Raw genomic sequence first — 16695 nt, 5'->3', positions numbered from 1 at the left:
TGCAATCGTCCGCCCCTCGAGGTTCCATGTCGCGCATCCTGACCGTCGCCGCCGCCCAGCTCGGGCCGATCCAGAAAGCCGAGACGCGGGAGCAGGTTGTCGCCCGAATGCTCGCACTTATGGAGCAGGCCAAGGCGCGTGGCGCCGACCTGATCGTCTATCCGGAACTGGCGCTGACGACCTTCTTCCCGCGCTGGTATCACGAGGACCGCGCGCAGGCCGATCCGTGGTTCGAGGCGGCGATGCCCAGCCCGGAGGTGCAGCCGCTGTTCGACAGGGCGCGGGAGTACGGCATGGGGATGAGCTTCGGCTATGCCGAGCTGACGCCGGAGGGCCGGCATTTCAACAGCTCGATCATCATCGACAGGGCCGGCGCGATCGTCGGCAAGTACCGCAAGATCCATCTGCCGGGCCATGTCGAGCTGGACGAGACGCGCTCGCACCAGCATCTCGAAAAGCGTTATTTCGAGCCTGGCGATCTCGGCTTCCCGGTCTGGCGGACGATGGGCGGGCTGCTCGGCATGTGCATCTGCAACGACCGGCGCTGGCCCGAGACCTATCGGGTCATGGGGCTGCAGGGCGTCGAGATGATCGTGCTCGGCTTCAACACGCCGTCGGTGAACTCGCAAAAGGGCGGCGAGGGCATTGCGCAGCGGCTGTTCCACCACCGGCTGTCGGTGCAGGCCGGCGCCTACCAGAACTCGTGCTGGGTCGTCGCCGTGGCGAAGGCCGGCGACGAGGACGGCAACCACCTGATGGGGGGCACGCTGATCGTCAATCCAGACGGCGAGATCGTCGCGGAGCTGGAGGGCGAGGCGGACGGCATCATCGTCGTACCCTGCGATCTCGACGATACCCGCTTCGGCAAGGAGACGATCTTCGACTTCGCGCGGCATCGCCGGATCGAGCATTATGGCCCGATCACCGGCCAGGTCGGGGTCGTCGAGCCGGAATGAGCGCCGCCATGACCGACTTCACCGCCGCTTCTGCCGATCTCGACCCGCGCGAGCGCTACAAGCTGCTCTGCGCCAGCGTGACGCCGCGCCCGATCGCGCTCGTCACCTGCGTCTCGCCGCAGGGCGTGGTCAATGCCGCGCCCTTCAGCTTCTTCAACGTGTTCTCGGAAGCGCCGGCGTTGGTCGTGCTCGGCCTGCAGCACAAGCCGGGCAACCATCCCAAGGACACCAGCCGCAACATCGCGGCTGCGGGCGAGTTCGTCGTCAATCTGGTCGACGAGGCGCTGGCCGAGGCAATGAACATCTGCGCCATCGATTTTCCGCCGGAGGTCAGCGAGATCGATGCGGCGGGGCTCTCGCTGTTGCCGGGCATAAGCGTTTCGGTGCCACGCATCGCGGAGGCGCCCTTCGCGCTGGAATGCCGCAAGCATACCGCGATGAGCTTCAGCCCCACGCGCGAATTGCTGATCGGCGAGGTCGTCCGCATCCATGCCCGCGCCGGGCTGGTCGATCCGGCGACGCTCAGGGTCAGCATGACCGACTACAAGCCGGTCGGCCGCATGTTCGGCGACGGCTATTCACGCCAGAACGACCGTTTCGACCTGCGGCGCGGGACGTATGCGGAGTGGGTTGCGAAGCAAGGGTGACGCCTCGGGCAGGTTCACCCCTTCGGCTTCTGCCCCGGCCTGAACGCCACGATAACGGCCGGGTCGGTCTCCAGAAAGGGCCCCTCGATCAGGTCGATGCAGTAGGGGATCGCCGGCATCACGGCGTCGAGGCACTCAGTGATGGCACGCGGGCGGCCGGGCAGGTTCACGATCAGGGATCGGCCGCGGATGCCGGCGGTCTGGCGCGAGAGGATCGCGGTCGGCACCTTTGCGAGGCTGACCTGGCGCATCAGTTCGCCGAAGCCCGGCATCGGCTTCTCGATTACATCCACCGTCGCTTCGGGCGTGACGTCGCGCGGGGCAGGACCCGTGCCGCCGGTGGTGACGATCAGGCAGCAGCCCTCGTCGTCGGCGAGCGCGATCAGCGTTTCAGCAATGCCCTTGCGGTCGTCGGGGATGATTCGGGCGACGGGCGTCCAGGGCGTCGTCAGCACCTTGACGAAATAGGCCTCGATCGCCGGGCCGCCCTCGTCGGCATAGATGCCGGCCGAGGCGCGGTCCGAAACCGTGACGATGCCGATCCTGATCTGCGCGCTCATGCCGTCCGATCCTGCCCTGCCGATGCGTGCCAGATGTGGCCGATCGGCCGGGCCGGCGCCACTGAAAATACGAATGAACACCGACGTCGTTCCGGGGCTTCGCGCAGCGAAGAGCCCGGAACCCATATGCATTGCCGATGTCGGATAAATTGACGACGCTGGGCACTTTTATCGAGGCGAGCTGTGGTTATGGGTTCCGGGCTCGGCCCTGTGGGCCGCCCCGGAATGACGGCGGTGCCTGCCAGCGTCGTTCGCAGACGCTCAGCGCTTGAGGCGGGTGCGCAGCCGGCGGAGCGCCTTGCGGGCGTGGGCGGCGATTTGCGGCAGGCATTCGCGCCGCCGTCCGAGCCCGATGACGGCGTTTGCCATCGTTCGGCGCTCGCCCCAGACATAGGTCGAAGGATCGACGCCGTCGCCGGCGCCGCTGTCGAAATGAACGGGCGGTCGGCCGGCGAAATCGGCGCGGATCATGGCGATCGTCAGGGCGCGGCCGGGCGAATGGCGGCTTTGCGTCTCGTCATAGGCGATCTTGAGGAAGTGACGGCTGCCGGCGCTTTCGATCAGCACGCCCATCGCGATCGCCTGGCCGCCGAGCAGCAGCGTGTCGACCTGAAGCGCGTCCTGCGCGGCGAAGAGCGCGACGAGCTTGCGGAAATAGGCCGCATCCGCCGGCAGGCAGGCAATCGCGGTGCCGGCTTTACCCTTCCAGCCGGCCGCCTCCAGCGTCAGGAAGGTCTCGAAGGCCTCGCGCGCCTTCTCGGTGCGCAGCCGCCGGACGGTCACCTCGCCGTCGCGACCGATGGCGCGGAACTGCTGCATGCGCTTCTTGTAGCCCGGGCCGAGCGAGCGCCGGATATAGCGCTCGGCATCGTCGCCCGGCTGCGGCAGCATCATCGGGCGGGACCAGGTCTCGTAGGTCGAGAGTTTGCCCGCCACGATGCGGCAGGCTTCCGCGAGCGCCTCGTAGACCGGTCCCTCCAGCGGCAACAGCGGCAGGGCGAGGATCTTGGGGAGGTCGCGCGAGGCCTTGACGTGCCGCAGGAGCGCGCAGGCGACATCCTCGGCATGGTCGCGGTCGAGCACCGGGCCCGACGAGACCTCATAGAGCGGCAGAAGCGGGGCCGAGAGCACGGCGGCAAAGCCGCTGCGCCAGTCGCGCTGGCGGCGCAGCACCCAGATACCGGCGAGCCGCTCCGACCCCAGCGCCTCGCTCAGCCAGGCGGCGAGGATAACGATCGCGCCGTCATCGACGAACAGCCCGGCGGCTTCGACGGCGGCGGGCGCCATATGCGGGTTGGGTTCGGGCGCGCGCCTTGCCAGTTCGGCGAAGGCCGCGCTGAATCCGGCATAGTCCGCCGGGCTGATGCGTCGAACGACGATCGATGTGGTCAAAGCGCTTTGCCGCCCTGATTGCCGTGCCTCGCCGTCGCGTCGCGCATCTCGCCGCGCAGCGAGAGCACGAAGGCAATGACCTGTGCCACGGCGCGGTAGAGTTCTTCCGGAATCTGGTCGTCCAGCTCGACGGCGGAGAGAGCCTGCGCCAGCACGGCGTTTTCCTCGATCGCGACGCCATGCTCGCGGCCGGTGTCGACGATGCGCTGGGCGAGTTCACCACGGCCCTTGGCGGTGACGCGCGGTGCGCCCTGGCCGTCATATTCGAGCGCGACGGCGATCTGGCGCGGTGTTGGCGTGGTCATGACAGCCGGTCCAGGAATTGGCCGGCGGTGGGCTGCATCACGCGCGGATGGCCGGTGTGGATGTCGAACGTGCCGGGCTCGAACTGGGCATCGACGAGGGCCGTTTCGAGCCCCGGCGTGGCGGCGCGCAACTGTTGGCTGGTGCCCTCGCGTTCGGCCCAGAGCGTCACGCCGACGCTGCGACCCTGCAAGGTCACGATGCCCTGAAGCGGCCCGAGCGGCTCGACATCGAGCGCGAAACGCAGGCGCCAGAGCGGCGGCTCGCCGGCAGGCGCATCGCGGCGCGGCGGCTCGCGCTCGATCTGCAGCGGCAGGATCGCGGTGCCGGCCTGGAAGGCGAGGGGCAATTCGGTAAGCCAGCGCTGGCCCTGCTGGGCGTCGGCCCGTGTCCCGTCGGGCGGCAGCGAGGCGTATTGTCCAAGGGTCAGCCGGTCGATCGCCGCCTCGGTCTGGTCGAGCAGAGTCTGGGCGATGACCAGCGGGCGGTCGCCTGCGGAAAGGCTCGGCTCCACGATCGGCTGGGGCGTGAGCGTACCGTCGCGGCGCGGCGGCGCGGGGCGGAGATGGGTGGCCTCGGGGTTAGCGGGAAGCGGTACTTCGTCCGCGGCCTGCGCCGCATCCGGGCGGGCGTGCGCGCCGATCAGCGGCTCCAGCACGTCGCGCAAGGCGAGCAGCCCGGCCTTGAGATCGCCCTGGGGCGTGGGCCGCTGGACGCCGGCCTCGACCGCTTCGTGGAAAAGGCCGGATTTGGCCACGGCTTCGCGCAGCACCTGTGCGGTCAGGGGCTTGCGCTCGACCGGGATCGCCTGAGCCAGAACCTGGCCTATCAGCGCCAGCAGCGGTCGCGGCAACGTCAAGGCGACCGAGCCGGAGGCGAGGCCGCGCATATTGGCGAAGAGCGGGGCGAGGCTATCCTGATGGGCGAGTGCCGAGCCGATCAGCGGGCCGGCCAAAGCGCGCGGCGACGCGACGACACCCGGCTGCGCGATATCGGGCGACGCGATGGCGGCCTGCCGGGGCTGTAGCTGCGGCGCAACCTCGGGACGCTGCTGTGCGAGGCCGGTGGCTGGGCCCGTGCCTGCCGCCAATGCGGAGGTCGCGGGGGAGACGATGACCGTGTCGGCTGGAAGCGCGGCGGCGGCGGCTGCCGGCGCGACCGGCGGGGCGAGGGCGGGCGCCCTGGGCATCGCCGACAGGGACGGATCGGGGGGCGGGCGGGTCTCGATCAGGGTGGCGCGCAGAGCAGCGCCCGGCGTCTCCGGCGGATCGAGCCTGAGCGTCAGGGTAGCCCCGGGCTGGAGTGCGGCCTGCCTCGCTTCAGGACCGGCGAGTTTCAGCGAAACCGGGATGCCCTCGACCAATGCGGTCGCCGTGCCGTCGCCGTCGATCGAGACCAGTTGTGCCGCGATCGTCTTGCCGGCGACGAGCCCCGTCGCAGGCGCCAGCGCCTGCAGTAAGGTGGCCAATGTCTGGCTCTGAACCAGGGTTGCGATGTTCATCGAAGTCGACCGGGGTCTGCAATACAAAACCGTGACATAGAAGGTTAAGCATTTCCTTGCCGGCCCGGATTTTTGCGTGAACCAGCTGCTTCGGGCGCGGGCCGCAGGGCGCGGCTGCGTTGCCGGTGCTGGCGCAGCGGCAGCGCCTCGGGCAGGCTGACCGCACACGCAAGGAGCAGTTTCGATGGATTATCGCCAACTCGGCCGGTCGGGCCTCAAGGTTTCGCCGTTGTGCCTGGGCACGATGATGTTCGGCGGCGCGACGGACGAAGTGCAGTCGCGCGAGATCATCGACCATGCCCATGCCGCCGGCATCAATTTCATCGACACGGCCGACGTCTACAATGAGGGGCGTTCGGAGGAGGTCACCGGGCGCGCGATTGCGGAAAAGCGGCATTCATGGGTGCTAGCGACCAAGGTCGCCAATGCGATGGGTTCCGGACCCAATCAGGTCGGACTCTCGCGCAAATGGCTGATGCAGGCTTGCGAGGACAGTCTGCGCCGGCTCGGCACCGACTTCATCGACATCTATTACCTCCACAAGGAGGACCACACGACACCGCTGGGCGAGACCGTGCGGGCGATCGGCGATCTCGTCGCGCAGGGCAAGATCCGGCATTTCGGCGTCTCGAACTATCGCTCCTGGCGGGTCGCCGAAATCTGCCGGCTCTGCGACGAGCTCGGCATCGACCGCCCGGTCGTCAGCCAGCCCTATTACAACGCGATGAACCGTATGCCGGAGGTCGAGCATCTGCCGGCCTGCGGTTTCTACGGGCTCGGCGTCGCCTCCTATTCGCCTCTGGCGCGGGGCGTGCTGACAGGAAAATACGAGCCCGGACAGGCGCCGCAGCAGGGCACGCGCGCGGCACGCGGCGACAAGCGCATCATGCAGACGGAATGGCGCGAGGAGAGCCTCGTGATCGCGCAGACGATCAAGGTCCATGCGGAACAACGCGGCTTGACGCCGATCCAGTTCGCCGTGCGCTGGGTCCTGAACAACGCCTTGCTGACGGCGGCGATCGCCGGGCCGCGCACCCTGGAGCAGTGGCAGGCCTATCTCTCGGCGCTGGATGTAGACTTCACCGCCGAGGACGAGGCGATCGTGGATTCGCTGGTTCCGGCCGGGCACCCCTCGACGCCGGGCTACAGCGACCCGGCCTATCCGCTGGAGGGGCGGCGGGCGCTGGTGGGGTGAGGCGACTGATCGCTCTCAGTTCCCAGGCAGAACGATGATCGTCGGCTGGGCGGGGAGGGCGGCCTTGGCCAGCGTGATCGTCGGCTCGCCCTTGCGTTCCGTCGGCCAAAGGCCTTCCGTGCGGCTCAGGAAGCGCGCGAGACTGGAGCCGCCGAAGAAGTGCATGGGTATCATGACCTTGGCCTGCAGCGTCTTCAGCACCTCCAGCATGCCCTCCTGATCCAGCGTGTAGCTGCCGTCGACGGGGAACAGCACGACATCGACGCGGCCGAGCGCGCGCAGATGGCCGGGCTCGAGAGGATGATGCAGATGGCCGAGATGGGCGATGCAGAGATCGCCGATCTCGAAGACGAACATCGAATTGCCGTCGAAATCGGTCGCGCTGGAATAGGAGCGGATATTGGTCGGGACGTTGCGCACGCGCATGTCGCCCAGCGTCAGATCATGCTTTGCCGCGCCGGCGCCTGTCGGATCCCAGCCCGGCAGGACGTGCTTGATCGCAGGGTCTGGACTGCGGGAATTATGCGTCGAATGTGCCTTGTTCATGGTGGCGATGTCGGGCGTTTCGCGCGGCCGGACATAGTCGTTGTAGTCGGTCACGGCCTTGATGCCGGCGGGCGTCTCGATCACGAAGCTGGCATGGCCCACAAAGGTCAGCCTGACCTCGTCCTTGGCGAGCGCAGCGCGCTGGATGGGCAGGCGCAGCGAGGCCATTTCAGGGCGGCAGCCGGGTTCGTCGGACTGGGCGCGGGCGGGCAGAACGGGCGGGAGGATGGCTCCAGCCAGAAGAGCCAGCTTCACAAGGATCTTGGGCAGCCTCATCCGACACTCCCGCATTCGTCCCAGCAGATCAAGCTTAGGCAATTGCCGGGCCGGGGAAAGCGTGCAGATGCGAGGCTGGCGCGTTTGTGAAGCGCAAGGCAAGCTCGCGCGGCGCGATGTGGGAGCCAATCTCCCGCTCACCGTCGATTTGAATGTCGCGTCAGTGCAGCGGGTCGAGGAACGGGGTGTCCCGGCTGCTGACATAGAAGATCACGACCTTGGTCAGCTCCGTAGTGCTGCGGTTGTAGCCGGTCATCTCGACGAGCGGCGGCTCGACATAGGCTTCGCCGGCTTTCACGACGACCGGCGGCTTGCCCTTGAGCTCCAGCGTAAAGGCGCCTTCCAGCACATAGACCGTCACGGGGAAACGATGGGTATGGTGGACCGTCTTGTCGCCGGGCTGGAAGGTCGCGGTCAGCACCCGTACTTCCTGCCCGGACTCCCGCGGCATGGCCTCGACGAGTTGCCGCAGGACGAGATTGGGCTTGGCGAGGCCGGCTTCCTGTGCCTGCGCGGCTGCACCTGCGAGCAAGCCGACACCCAGCATTGCGGTTGAACAGAATGATTTGCGCATGGCGCCTTCCTCCCGTGACAGGCGTCGACAGCATGTCGATGCAGCCGGAAGGGTAGGCCTGTGCCGCGGAGTGTGGCAGCCTCAGCTTTGCGTCGTGGGGCCTCAGGACTGCAAGGTCATCGGCAATGTTCGACTGGAACGACCTGAAGCCCTTCCTTGCGGTCGCGGAGCACCAGAGCATGATCGCAGCGGGGCGGGCGCTCGGTCTCAGCCAATCGACGGTGCAGAGACGCCTGTCCGAACTGGAACGGCGCATCGGCCGCAAGCTGGTCGTCAGGCATACCGCCGGTTATCGGCTGACCGAGGACGGGCAGAACCTGCTTCCGCTCGCGCAAGGCGTGGCGCGCGCCGTCGCCGAACTCGAGCATCATCTCGACGACACGGCGCGCGAGCTCGAGGGCGTGATCAGGGTGACCTGTCCCGAGCCGATCGTACTTCGTATCGTCCGGTCGAAGCTGCTCGACACGTTCCATGCGCGGTACACCAGGCTGCGCGTCGAATTCGTCACCAGCGACCGCTATCTCGACCTCGCCAAGGGCGACGCGGACGTGGCTTTTCGCTCCGGCGATACCGACGACGAACTCGTCGGGCGCAAAATCGCGGACTCGCTTTGGGCGATCTATGCCAGCCCCGACTACATCGCGCGACACGGCCGGCCGGCGAGCGTACAGGAGCTGGCCTTGCACCCACTCGTCGGTTTCGAGGCCACGCTGGCGGATCATCGGATGCTGACATGGCTCAAGGAGGTCGCGCCGGCGGCACGTTTCGCGGTGCGTAACAACAGCGTCCTCGGACTGGTCTCTGCAGTAAAATCCGGCGTCGGCATCGGACCCTTGCCGACCGCGCTCGGCGACGCCGAGGACGGTCTGGTGCGCGTGCTCGGCCCGATCCCGGAGCTGACGCGCAGCTGGCGGATCCTGGCGCATCCCGATGTGCGGCGGACGCCTCGCGTTGCGGCGTTCTTCGATTTCATCCTGGAGCAACGGGCCGTTCTGAAGGGCATTTTTACCGGATAGCAGACGTCGTTCGTCGAAGCCGTCTGACAAGCTTCATACGGCCCCGGTTGCGGCTTCCGCGCCGCCTCGCTACATACGCGCCATCATTCCCGACACGCCCGAACGCTTGTCCGTCAGCGGAGCCCGCACGCCCATGTCCCGTCAGTTCATCTACCATATGCGCGGCCTGTCGAAGACCTATCCGGGCGGCAAGCAAATCCTCAAGGACATCCACCTGTCCTTCTATCCCGATGCCAAGATCGGCGTGCTCGGCGTCAACGGCGCGGGTAAATCCACGCTGCTCAAGATCATGGCCGGCTTCGACAAGGAATGGACCGGCGAGGCCTGGGTCGCCGAGGGCGCGCGCGTCGGCTACCTGCCGCAGGAGCCCAAGCTCAATGAGGAGCTGAACGTCCGCGACAACGTCATGCTTGGCGTCGCCCCGCAGAAGGCGATCATGGATCGCTACAACGAGCTGGCGATGAACTACTCCGACGAGACCGCCGACGAGATGACCAAGCTGCAGGACGAGATCGAGGCCAAGGGCCTGTGGGATCTCGACTCCAAGGTCGATCAGGCGATGGATGCGCTGCGCTGCCCGCCCGACGACTGGGAGGTCTCCAAGCTCTCGGGCGGCGAGCGCCGCCGCGTCGCGCTCTGCAAGCTCCTGCTGGAGCAGCCGGAGCTTTTGCTGCTCGACGAGCCGACCAACCATTTGGACGCCGAGACCACCGCATGGCTCGAAGGGCATCTGCGCTCGTATCCGGGCGCGATCCTGATCGTCACCCATGATCGCTACTTTCTGGACAACGTCACGAGCTGGATCCTGGAGCTCGATCGCGGCCAGGGCATCCCCTATGAGGGCAACTACTCGGCCTGGTCGGTGCAGAAGCAGAAGCGTCTTGCCCAGGAAGGCCGCGAGGACGTCGCCCGGCAGAAGACGCTGGAGCGCGAGCAGGAATGGGTGCTGGCCTCGCCCAAGGCGCGCCAGGCCAAGAGCAAGGCGCGCATCCAGCGCTATGACGAGCTCGTCCAGAAGGCCAACAACAAGGGGCCCGACGGCGCGCAGATCATCATCCCGATCGCCGAGCGGCTCGGCAACAACGTCGTCGATTTCGAGGACCTGTCGAAGGGTTTTCAGGACAAGCTGCTGATCGACGGGCTGTCGTTCAAGCTGCCGCCGGGCGGCATCGTCGGCGTGATCGGCCCCAACGGCGCCGGCAAGACCACGCTGTTCCGGATGATCACCGGGCAGGACAAGCCCGATTCCGGCACGATCAAGATCGGCGAGAGCGTCACGCTGGGCTATGTCGACCAGAGCCGCGACTCGCTCGACGACAAGAAGAACGTCTGGGAGGAGATCTCGGGCGGCAACGACATCCTCTATCTCGGCAAGCGCGAGATCAATTCACGCGCCTATTGCTCGACCTTCAACTTCAAGGGCGGCGACCAGCAAAAGAAGGTCGGCTCGCTCTCGGGCGGCGAGCGCAACCGCGTCCACCTCGCCAAGATGCTGAAGGCGGGCTCCAACGTCCTCCTCCTCGACGAGCCGACAAACGACCTCGACGTCGACACGCTGCGGGCGCTGGAGGAGGCGCTGGAGGACTACGCCGGCTGCGCCGTGATCATCAGCCATGATCGCTGGTTCCTGGACCGGATCGCGACCCACATCCTCGCCTTCGAGGGCGAGAGCCATGTCGAGTGGTTCGAGGGCAATTTCGCGGAGTATGAGGAAGACAAGAAGCGGCGGCTGGGGATCGATTCGACGATCCCGAAGCGGATTCAGTACAAGAAGTTCTCGCGCTGAGGGGTTTGGCGGCGTTTGGCGTGATGTGGTACGGTCGATGCTCCATCGCAGATGTTCGGAGCGCTGCCATGACCATTCAAACCCGAGTCACGATCGAGGAAGCGCAAAGCGGCCTAGCCCGGCTGATCGAGCAGGTACGCCAGGGCGAAGAAATCGTGTTGCTGAAGGATGGCGTCGAGATTGCTCGGCTCCTGCCGCCACACTCGTCCGCGTCGGAGACAGGTGACGGGGAAGCCGGCCAAGCTTGGCGGACGCCGGGCGCGCTTGCGGGCCTGATCACCGAAATCGACCCCGACTGGTGGAAGCCGGATGACGAGATGGCTGATCTGTTCGAAGGTAGCGATAGCTTCGAAGGTGCTCGAGGAAATTGGGGGAACCCGACTGAATGAGGCTTCTCCTCGACAGCCATGTGATGCTGTGGTGGACGGGCTTGTATCCGGGTTTTATCAGCCAACGGCTTCATGATGCGATGGCCAAGGCCGACAGCGTCGCCATCAGTGCTGCAACGATCTGGGAGCTTGAGATCAAGCGCAACGCCGGCAAGCTTGCGCTCCCCGCCGATGCCTGGGTCCGCGTTACGGGGCTTGGGATCGCATGCCTGCAGATCACGCAGGAAGACGCAGTCGCGGCAGGCGGCCTTCCGCCGATCCACCGCGATCCGTTCGACCGAATGATCGTCGCGCAAGCCATACGGCGCGATCTCGTTCTGGTGACGGGCGATGCTATCCTCGCAGATTATAGCGTCGCGCTCATCCGGATTTGACCATCACCGCACCCGCCGCTGCCGATTGCCGTCTACAAGAATACGTCCATCGACATCGCGTACATCGCGCAGCCCGCACAGCGCCATGGTGATGTCGAGCTCCTTCCTGATGATGTCGAGGCAGCGGGTGACGCCTTCCTCGCCCATCGCGCCCAGCCCGTAGAGAAACGCGCGGCCGATGAAGGTGCCGTGGGCGCCGAGCGCCAGCGCCTTGATCACGTCCTGGCCGGAACGGATGCCGCCGTCGAACAGGATTTCCATGCGGTTCCCGACCTGCTCGACGATCGCCGGCAGGGCGGCGATGGAAGAAAGTGCGCCGTCGAGCTGGCGGCCGCCATGGTTGGAAACGATCAGGGCATCGGCGCCGCTTTGGACCGCCATCTCGGCATCCTCGGGGTCGAGGATGCCTTTCAGAATCAACTTGCCGCCCCATTGCTCCTTGATGCGCTTGATGTCGTCCCAGTCGAGCTTGGGGTCGAACTGGTCTGCGGTCCAGGAGGAGAGCGAGGACATGTCGGCGACGCCGCTGACATGTCCGACGATGTTGCCGAAGCTGCGCCGCGGCGTGTCGAGCATCTTCAGGCACCAGCGCGGCTTGGTGGCGAGATTGATCAGGTTGGCCAGCGTCGGCTTGGGCGGGGCGGACAGGCCGTTGCGGATGTCCTTGTGGCGCTGGCCGAGGATCTGGAGGTCGAGCGTCAGCACGAGGGCGGTGACGCCGGCGCGCTTCGCCCGCTCGATCAGGCGGGCGCTGAAGTCCCGGTCCTTCATCACATAGAGCTGGAACCAGAAGGGATTGCCGACGTGGTTGGCGATATCTTCGAGCGAGCAGATGCTCATGGTTGAGAGCGTGAAGGGTACGCCCGCCTTGGCTGCTGCCCTGGCGGCGAGAATCTCGCCATCTGCGTGCTGCATCCCGGTCATCCCGGTGGGCGCGATCGCGACCGGCATCGCCACTTTTTCGCCGATCATGGTCGATTCGAGCGTGCGATCGGTCATGTCGACGGCGACGCGCTGGCGCAGCTTGATGGCTGCGAAATCGGTCTCGTTGGCGCGATAGGTGCTCTCGGTCCAGGCGCCGGAATCGGCGTAGTCGTAGAACATGCGCGGCACGCGACGCTTGGCCAGCAGGCGCAGGTCTTCGATGGTCAAGGGCTGGGCCATGGTCGTCGCCTCCACGCTTTGGCTTCGGAGCGGAGGAACCATGGAATTCTGCCCGAGGCAACCAGCCTCTACGACACCCCCATATACCGCCCCGGCTTATGGTTGATCGCGAGGATGAGGTTCAGCACGGCGGCGCCCAGCAGCGAGACCAGCACCTTGTCGGGCGGCAGCAGGAAGAGCGCCCCGCACAGGATCAGAATGTCGACGCCGAGCTGAAACCAGCCGGCGCGGATGCCGTGCTTCTCTTGCAGGTAGAGCGCCAGGATGTTGACGCCGCCGAGCCCGGTGCGGTGGCGAAACAGCGCAAGCAGCCCCAGCCCCATCAAACTGCCGCCGGCGAGCGCGGCATAGATCGGATCGACCGTCTCGATCCTGAGCCACCCCGGCGTCGCCCAGGTGAAGGTGGAGACGAGCCCGACCGCGATGAAGGTACGGGCCGCGAAGCGCCAGCCCATGCGGCGGATCGCCAGCCAGTAGAAGGGCAGGTTGATGGCGAAGAACAGGATGCCGAAATTGATGCCCGTGGCCGCCTGAAACAGCAGCGCGAGGCCAGCCGCCCCGCTCGTGACCAGCGTCGCCTTGGTGTAGAGAACGATGCCGATGCTCACCAAAAGGGTGCCGAGCAACATGGCGAAGACATCTTCGTAGAAGCGATGGCGCTCGCCTGTTTCCATCGCAGTGGTGGCATCCGTCATCAAGACATCCCGATCTTCCGGCCCGGTGCGACATGATGCAACGGTTGAGCCATGCCGGGCGATCCTGTAGGGCCGGTTCGTCGTCTCCGCCAGCCTTGCGAGAACCTGTTCCATGATGTTGCGGCTCGTCGCTGCCTTGCTTGCCTGCCTCGCTTTGCCGCTCGCGGCCCTTGCCGATGATGCCGTCGCCTGGAAGACCGGCCGTGAAGCCGCGGCGATCGAGCGGCGGATCGATGCGCTGATCGGCAAGATGACGCTGGAGGAGAAGGTCGGCCAGCTGCATCTGTCGGGGCGCGGCGACGGTTTCGACATCGGGCAGATCAAGGCCGGCCGCATGGGCGCAGTGATGAACTTCGTCGTGCCCAGCGAAGTCCTCGCGGTGCAGAAGGCGGTGCGCGAAACGCGGCTGAAGATCCCGCTGATCATCGGGCTCGACGCGGTCCACGGCTTCTCGACCTATTTCCCGCTGCCGCTCGGCCAGGCCTCGACCTGGAATCCGGCACTGATCGAGCAGGCGGCCTACTGGACCGGCCGGGAAGCGTCTGCGGCCGGCATCAACTGGACCTTCGCGCCGATGGTCGACATGTCGCGCGATCCGCGCTGGGGTCGAGGGTTGGAGGGCGCGGGTGAGGACCCGTATTTCGCCTCGGTCGTGGCGGCGGCGCGCGTCCATGGCTATCAGCGCGGCGGGGTCGCGGCCACAGTGAAGCACTTCGTCGGCTATGGCGCAGGCGAGGGCGGTCGCGACTACAATTCGACCTGGATCCCGACGAGCCAGCTGCACGATTTGCACCTGCCACCATTCAAGGCCGCGTTCGAGGCCGGGGCGATGACGGTGATGGCGGCGTTCAATGCGCTGAACGGGCTGCCGGCGACCGCCCATCGCGGGATGTTGACCGATCTTCTGCGTGGCAAATGGGGCTTCCGCGGCTTCGTCACCTCGGATTTCGGCTCGATCACGGAGCTGAGACTGCACGGCATCGCCAAGGACGATGCCGAGGCGGCGCGCAAGGCGCTGCTCGCCGGCATCGACATGGATATGATGGGCGATGTCTATCTCAAGCATCTCGGCAACGAGGTGAAGGCCGGGCGCGTGCCGGTGAAGGCGCTCGACGAGGCGGTGCGCCGGGTACTGCGGGTGAAATTCCATCTCGGCCTGTTCGAGCGCGCCGATGTCGACCCCGCTGCGGCGCCTGCCCTGATGCAGACGGCGGAGGCACGCGAGGTCGCGCTGCGGGCTGCACAGGAAAGCGTCATCCTGCTCAAGAACGCCGATGGCACGTTGCCGATCGCGCCGACGGTGAAATCCGTCGCGGTGATCGGCGCGATGGCGCGCCCGGAAGACGAGCGGGTCTGGACGGACCCTGCAGGCCTCGGCCGCCGCGTCATCCAGGCGCTGCCCGAGGCACTGAAGGAGCGGCTGCCGGGCGATGTCGTGGTCGCCTACGAGCCGGCCTTCACCAAGGCCTGCGGCACGGAGTTCGCCGACAAGGACGCGGCGCTAAGGACGGCAGCCGCCAGCGATCTGATCGTCGCCATGCTGGGCGAGGATTGCGAATTCATGGGCGAGGGTGCCTCGCGCACTCATCTTGGCCTGCCGGGCGTGCAGCAGGAGCTGCTGGAGGGCCTGGTCGCTACGGGCAAGCCGGTGGTGCTGGTGCTGGCGACCGGCCGGCCGCTGGTGCTGACCTGGGCGGATGCGCATGTCGCGGCGATCGTCCAGACCTTCCATGGCGGCACCGAGGGGCGCACCGCCGTCGCCGACGTGCTTTCGGGCAAGGTCAACCCGTCCGGGCGCACGCCGATGAGCTTTCCCCGCTCGGTCGGACAGATCCCGGTTTATTACAATCAGCTGCCGACCGGCCGGCCGCAGAAGATCCGCCAGCGTTATGAATCGATCTATATCGACGAGGCCAACGAGGCGCTCTACCCGTTCGGCTTTGGCCAATCCTATTCGGGCTTTTCCTACGCAAATGCGCGTGTCGCGCAGGGAACGGTGCCGCTGAACGGCACGATCGAGGTCTCCGTCGACGTCAGCAACACCGGCACCAGGGACGGGCAGGAGGTCGTGCAGCTCTATATCCGCCAGCCGGTCGCCAGCCGCTCGCGCCCGATGCGGGAGCTGAAGGCGTTCGACAAGGTCATGATCCCGGCAGGGCAGATGCGGACGGTGCGGTTCCGGATCGAGGCGTCGCGGCTCGGCGTCCATGACGATGCCGGGCGCTATCTGGTGGAGCCCGGCGCGGTCGAGATCTATCTCGGCGGCTCCTCGACCGCTGCGACGAAGACTGACGTGCTTCTGACCAAGTCTTGACCGTCCGGGTCTGCGACATGCCTTCCCTTTGGTCTCGACAAGAGTGAGGTTTCGGTCAATTCTTGAGCCGTTCGGCCTTCGGACGCTTTAATCCATCGGTCGGCAAGACGCGTTGGCTCCAAAGGATGCGGCTATGGCGACCGGAACCGTAAAGTGGTTCAATACCGAGAAGGGCTTTGGTTTCATTCAACCAGCGGATGGCGGCAAGGACGTGTTCGTGCACATCACTGCCGTAAAGGAAGCGGGATTGATGACGCTGACCGAAGGACAGAACGTCTCGTTCGATCTCAAGACCGAACGAGGCAAGACGGCCGCGGGTTCGCTGCAGCTGCTCTGATCCTTCCGGCCTCATTGACGGTTCCGGCGATCGCGCCCATTCAGCCGCGATGACGTATCCTTCTGTGCCCGGCGTCGTTGCCGGGATTTTTACGGCGACCGGGGTAGTCCCCAAGCCGCATGACTTCGTAACGACCGCCGTTCTGTCGCTGCAACTCGACCTGGCCGGCATCGTCGGCGACCTGCATTCAGGTGCGACGCGGGCCTCCGGCCCTCGCGAGCCGTGGCTGCCGCGCGGCACGACCCTGCGCAACGACAGACAGCTTTCGGCGCTCTGCCCGGCCGAGCTCACCGAGGTCGCGGGGCGGCTGGGTATCGTCGAACTCAGGACCGAGTGGCTCGGCGGCAATCTGCTGATCGAGGGTCTGCCTGCCTTTTCGCGGATCGCTCCGGGCAGCCGGCTTGCGATCGGCGGCGCCTGGGGCGGCAAGGGGCGTTTCGATGGCGGGGCCGTGCTGCGTGTCGAGGGCTACAACAAGCCATGCCGGCAGGCGGGGCGGGCGCTTGCCGCCGCCGTGGGCCAGCCGGATCTCGAATTCGCCTTCGTCAAGGCTGCGGCCAGCCTGCGTGGACTGGTGCTGTCGGTTGACCGCGCGGGTGAGGTGATGTCGGGTGACGCGGTCATTGTCATTCCGCCGACAGTGCCGAAAAGTTGAGGTCTGCGATCGGCC

General features: G+C 66.4%; 18 protein-coding genes. 10 read left to right on the top strand and 8 right to left on the bottom strand.

All coding sequences use genetic code 11. The features are described from left to right. Positions 1-26 precede the first annotated feature (26 nt). Positions 27-956, top strand: coding sequence for an N-carbamoyl-D-amino-acid hydrolase (locus AXW83_RS10635; protein ID WP_066613165.1), 930 nt, complete (start codon positions 27-29; stop codon positions 954-956). An 8-nt stretch (positions 957-964) separates the two neighbouring features. Further along, positions 965-1603, top strand: coding sequence for a flavin reductase family protein (locus AXW83_RS10630; protein ID WP_066620306.1), 639 nt, complete (start codon positions 965-967; stop codon positions 1601-1603). A 14-nt stretch (positions 1604-1617) separates the two neighbouring features. Here AXW83_RS10630 and mog read toward each other — a convergent pair whose 3' ends face one another. From mog to fliK, 4 genes are all read right to left on the bottom strand, one after another. Further along, positions 1618-2163: a molybdopterin adenylyltransferase gene (gene mog / locus AXW83_RS10625; RefSeq protein WP_066613159.1), complete on the bottom strand. Its 546-nt coding sequence runs from the start codon at positions 2161-2163 to the stop codon at positions 1618-1620. Between the two features lie 261 nt (positions 2164-2424). Continuing rightward, the gene (locus AXW83_RS10620) at positions 2425-3555 is read right to left on the bottom strand and encodes a GNAT family N-acetyltransferase (protein WP_066613157.1); all 1131 of its coding nucleotides are present in this window, start codon (positions 3553-3555) and stop codon (positions 2425-2427) included. After that, complete coding sequence (locus AXW83_RS10615; protein ID WP_066613155.1) at positions 3552-3860, bottom strand: EscU/YscU/HrcU family type III secretion system export apparatus switch protein; 309 nt, start codon at positions 3858-3860, stop codon at positions 3552-3554. The genes AXW83_RS10620 and AXW83_RS10615 overlap by 4 nt, the downstream gene beginning before the upstream one ends. Beyond that, positions 3857-5359, bottom strand: a complete 1503-nt coding sequence (gene fliK, locus AXW83_RS10610; RefSeq protein WP_066613154.1) for a flagellar hook-length control protein FliK — start codon at positions 5357-5359, stop codon at positions 3857-3859. Before fliK ends, AXW83_RS10615 begins: the two co-directional genes overlap by 4 nt. A gap of 184 nt (positions 5360-5543) precedes the next feature. Here fliK and AXW83_RS10605 point away from each other — a divergent pair, with 184 nt between their 5' ends. Then, positions 5544-6554, top strand: a complete 1011-nt coding sequence (locus tag AXW83_RS10605) for an aldo/keto reductase (protein WP_066613152.1) — start codon at positions 5544-5546, stop codon at positions 6552-6554. A gap of 15 nt (positions 6555-6569) precedes the next feature. On the opposite strand, the gene AXW83_RS10600 is transcribed toward AXW83_RS10605, so the two are convergent. Both AXW83_RS10600 and AXW83_RS10595 read right to left on the bottom strand, forming a co-directional pair. Next, positions 6570-7376 (bottom strand): MBL fold metallo-hydrolase, encoded by an 807-nt coding sequence (locus AXW83_RS10600; protein ID WP_168166086.1) that lies wholly within the window; start codon positions 7374-7376, stop codon positions 6570-6572. A 160-nt stretch (positions 7377-7536) separates the two neighbouring features. Next, positions 7537-7950, bottom strand: coding sequence for a cupin domain-containing protein (locus tag AXW83_RS10595; RefSeq protein WP_082767060.1), 414 nt, complete (start codon positions 7948-7950; stop codon positions 7537-7539). A 125-nt stretch (positions 7951-8075) separates the two neighbouring features. On the opposite strand from AXW83_RS10595, the gene AXW83_RS10590 reads away from it, so the two are divergent. The 4 genes from AXW83_RS10590 to AXW83_RS10575 all read left to right on the top strand — a co-directional run bounded on the left by AXW83_RS10590 (position 8076) and on the right by AXW83_RS10575 (position 11515). After that, a complete protein-coding gene (locus AXW83_RS10590) occupies positions 8076-8966 on the top strand; it encodes a LysR family transcriptional regulator (protein ID WP_066613140.1) in 891 nt (296 codons plus the stop codon). Positions 8967-9099: 133 nt separating this feature from the next. Continuing rightward, positions 9100-10752 (top strand): energy-dependent translational throttle protein EttA, encoded by a 1653-nt coding sequence (gene ettA, locus AXW83_RS10585; protein WP_066613138.1) that lies wholly within the window; start codon positions 9100-9102, stop codon positions 10750-10752. A 68-nt stretch (positions 10753-10820) separates the two neighbouring features. Then, positions 10821-11141 carry a type II toxin-antitoxin system Phd/YefM family antitoxin gene (locus AXW83_RS10580; RefSeq protein WP_066613136.1) on the top strand — a complete coding sequence of 107 codons (321 nt, stop codon included), beginning with the start codon at positions 10821-10823 and terminating at the stop codon, positions 11139-11141. After that, positions 11138-11515, top strand: a complete 378-nt coding sequence (locus tag AXW83_RS10575; protein WP_066613133.1) for a type II toxin-antitoxin system VapC family toxin — start codon at positions 11138-11140, stop codon at positions 11513-11515. The genes AXW83_RS10580 and AXW83_RS10575 overlap by 4 nt, the downstream gene beginning before the upstream one ends. A 3-nt stretch (positions 11516-11518) precedes the next feature. Here the strand turns inward: AXW83_RS10575 and AXW83_RS10570 are convergent, their stop codons facing one another. Next, on the bottom strand, positions 11519-12679 hold the full coding sequence (locus AXW83_RS10570) for an alpha-hydroxy acid oxidase (protein WP_066620303.1): 1161 nt from the start codon (positions 12677-12679) through the stop codon (positions 11519-11521). A 68-nt stretch (positions 12680-12747) separates the two neighbouring features. Then, a complete protein-coding gene (locus AXW83_RS10565; protein WP_066620300.1) occupies positions 12748-13374 on the bottom strand; it encodes a YitT family protein in 627 nt (208 codons plus the stop codon). Positions 13375-13486: 112 nt separating this feature from the next. Here AXW83_RS10565 and AXW83_RS10560 point away from each other — a divergent pair, with 112 nt between their 5' ends. The 3 genes from AXW83_RS10560 (at position 13487) to AXW83_RS10550 (ending at position 16680) form a co-directional block, all read left to right on the top strand. Beyond that, the gene (locus AXW83_RS10560; protein ID WP_066613130.1) at positions 13487-15688 is read left to right on the top strand and encodes a glycoside hydrolase family 3 N-terminal domain-containing protein; all 2202 of its coding nucleotides are present in this window, start codon (positions 13487-13489) and stop codon (positions 15686-15688) included. A 133-nt stretch (positions 15689-15821) separates the two neighbouring features. Next, positions 15822-16025, top strand: a complete 204-nt coding sequence (locus AXW83_RS10555; protein ID WP_066613124.1) for a cold-shock protein — start codon at positions 15822-15824, stop codon at positions 16023-16025. A gap of 49 nt (positions 16026-16074) precedes the next feature. Then, positions 16075-16680, top strand: coding sequence for an MOSC domain-containing protein (locus AXW83_RS10550; protein ID WP_066613120.1), 606 nt, complete (start codon positions 16075-16077; stop codon positions 16678-16680). Positions 16681-16695 lie beyond the last annotated feature (15 nt).

This window comes from Bosea sp. PAMC 26642, assembly GCF_001562255.1.
In the GTDB taxonomy this organism is placed as follows: domain Bacteria; phylum Pseudomonadota; class Alphaproteobacteria; order Rhizobiales; family Beijerinckiaceae; genus Allobosea.
Note: the sequence above shows the minus strand (reverse complement) of the source record. Positions and strands in the feature narration are given on the sequence as shown.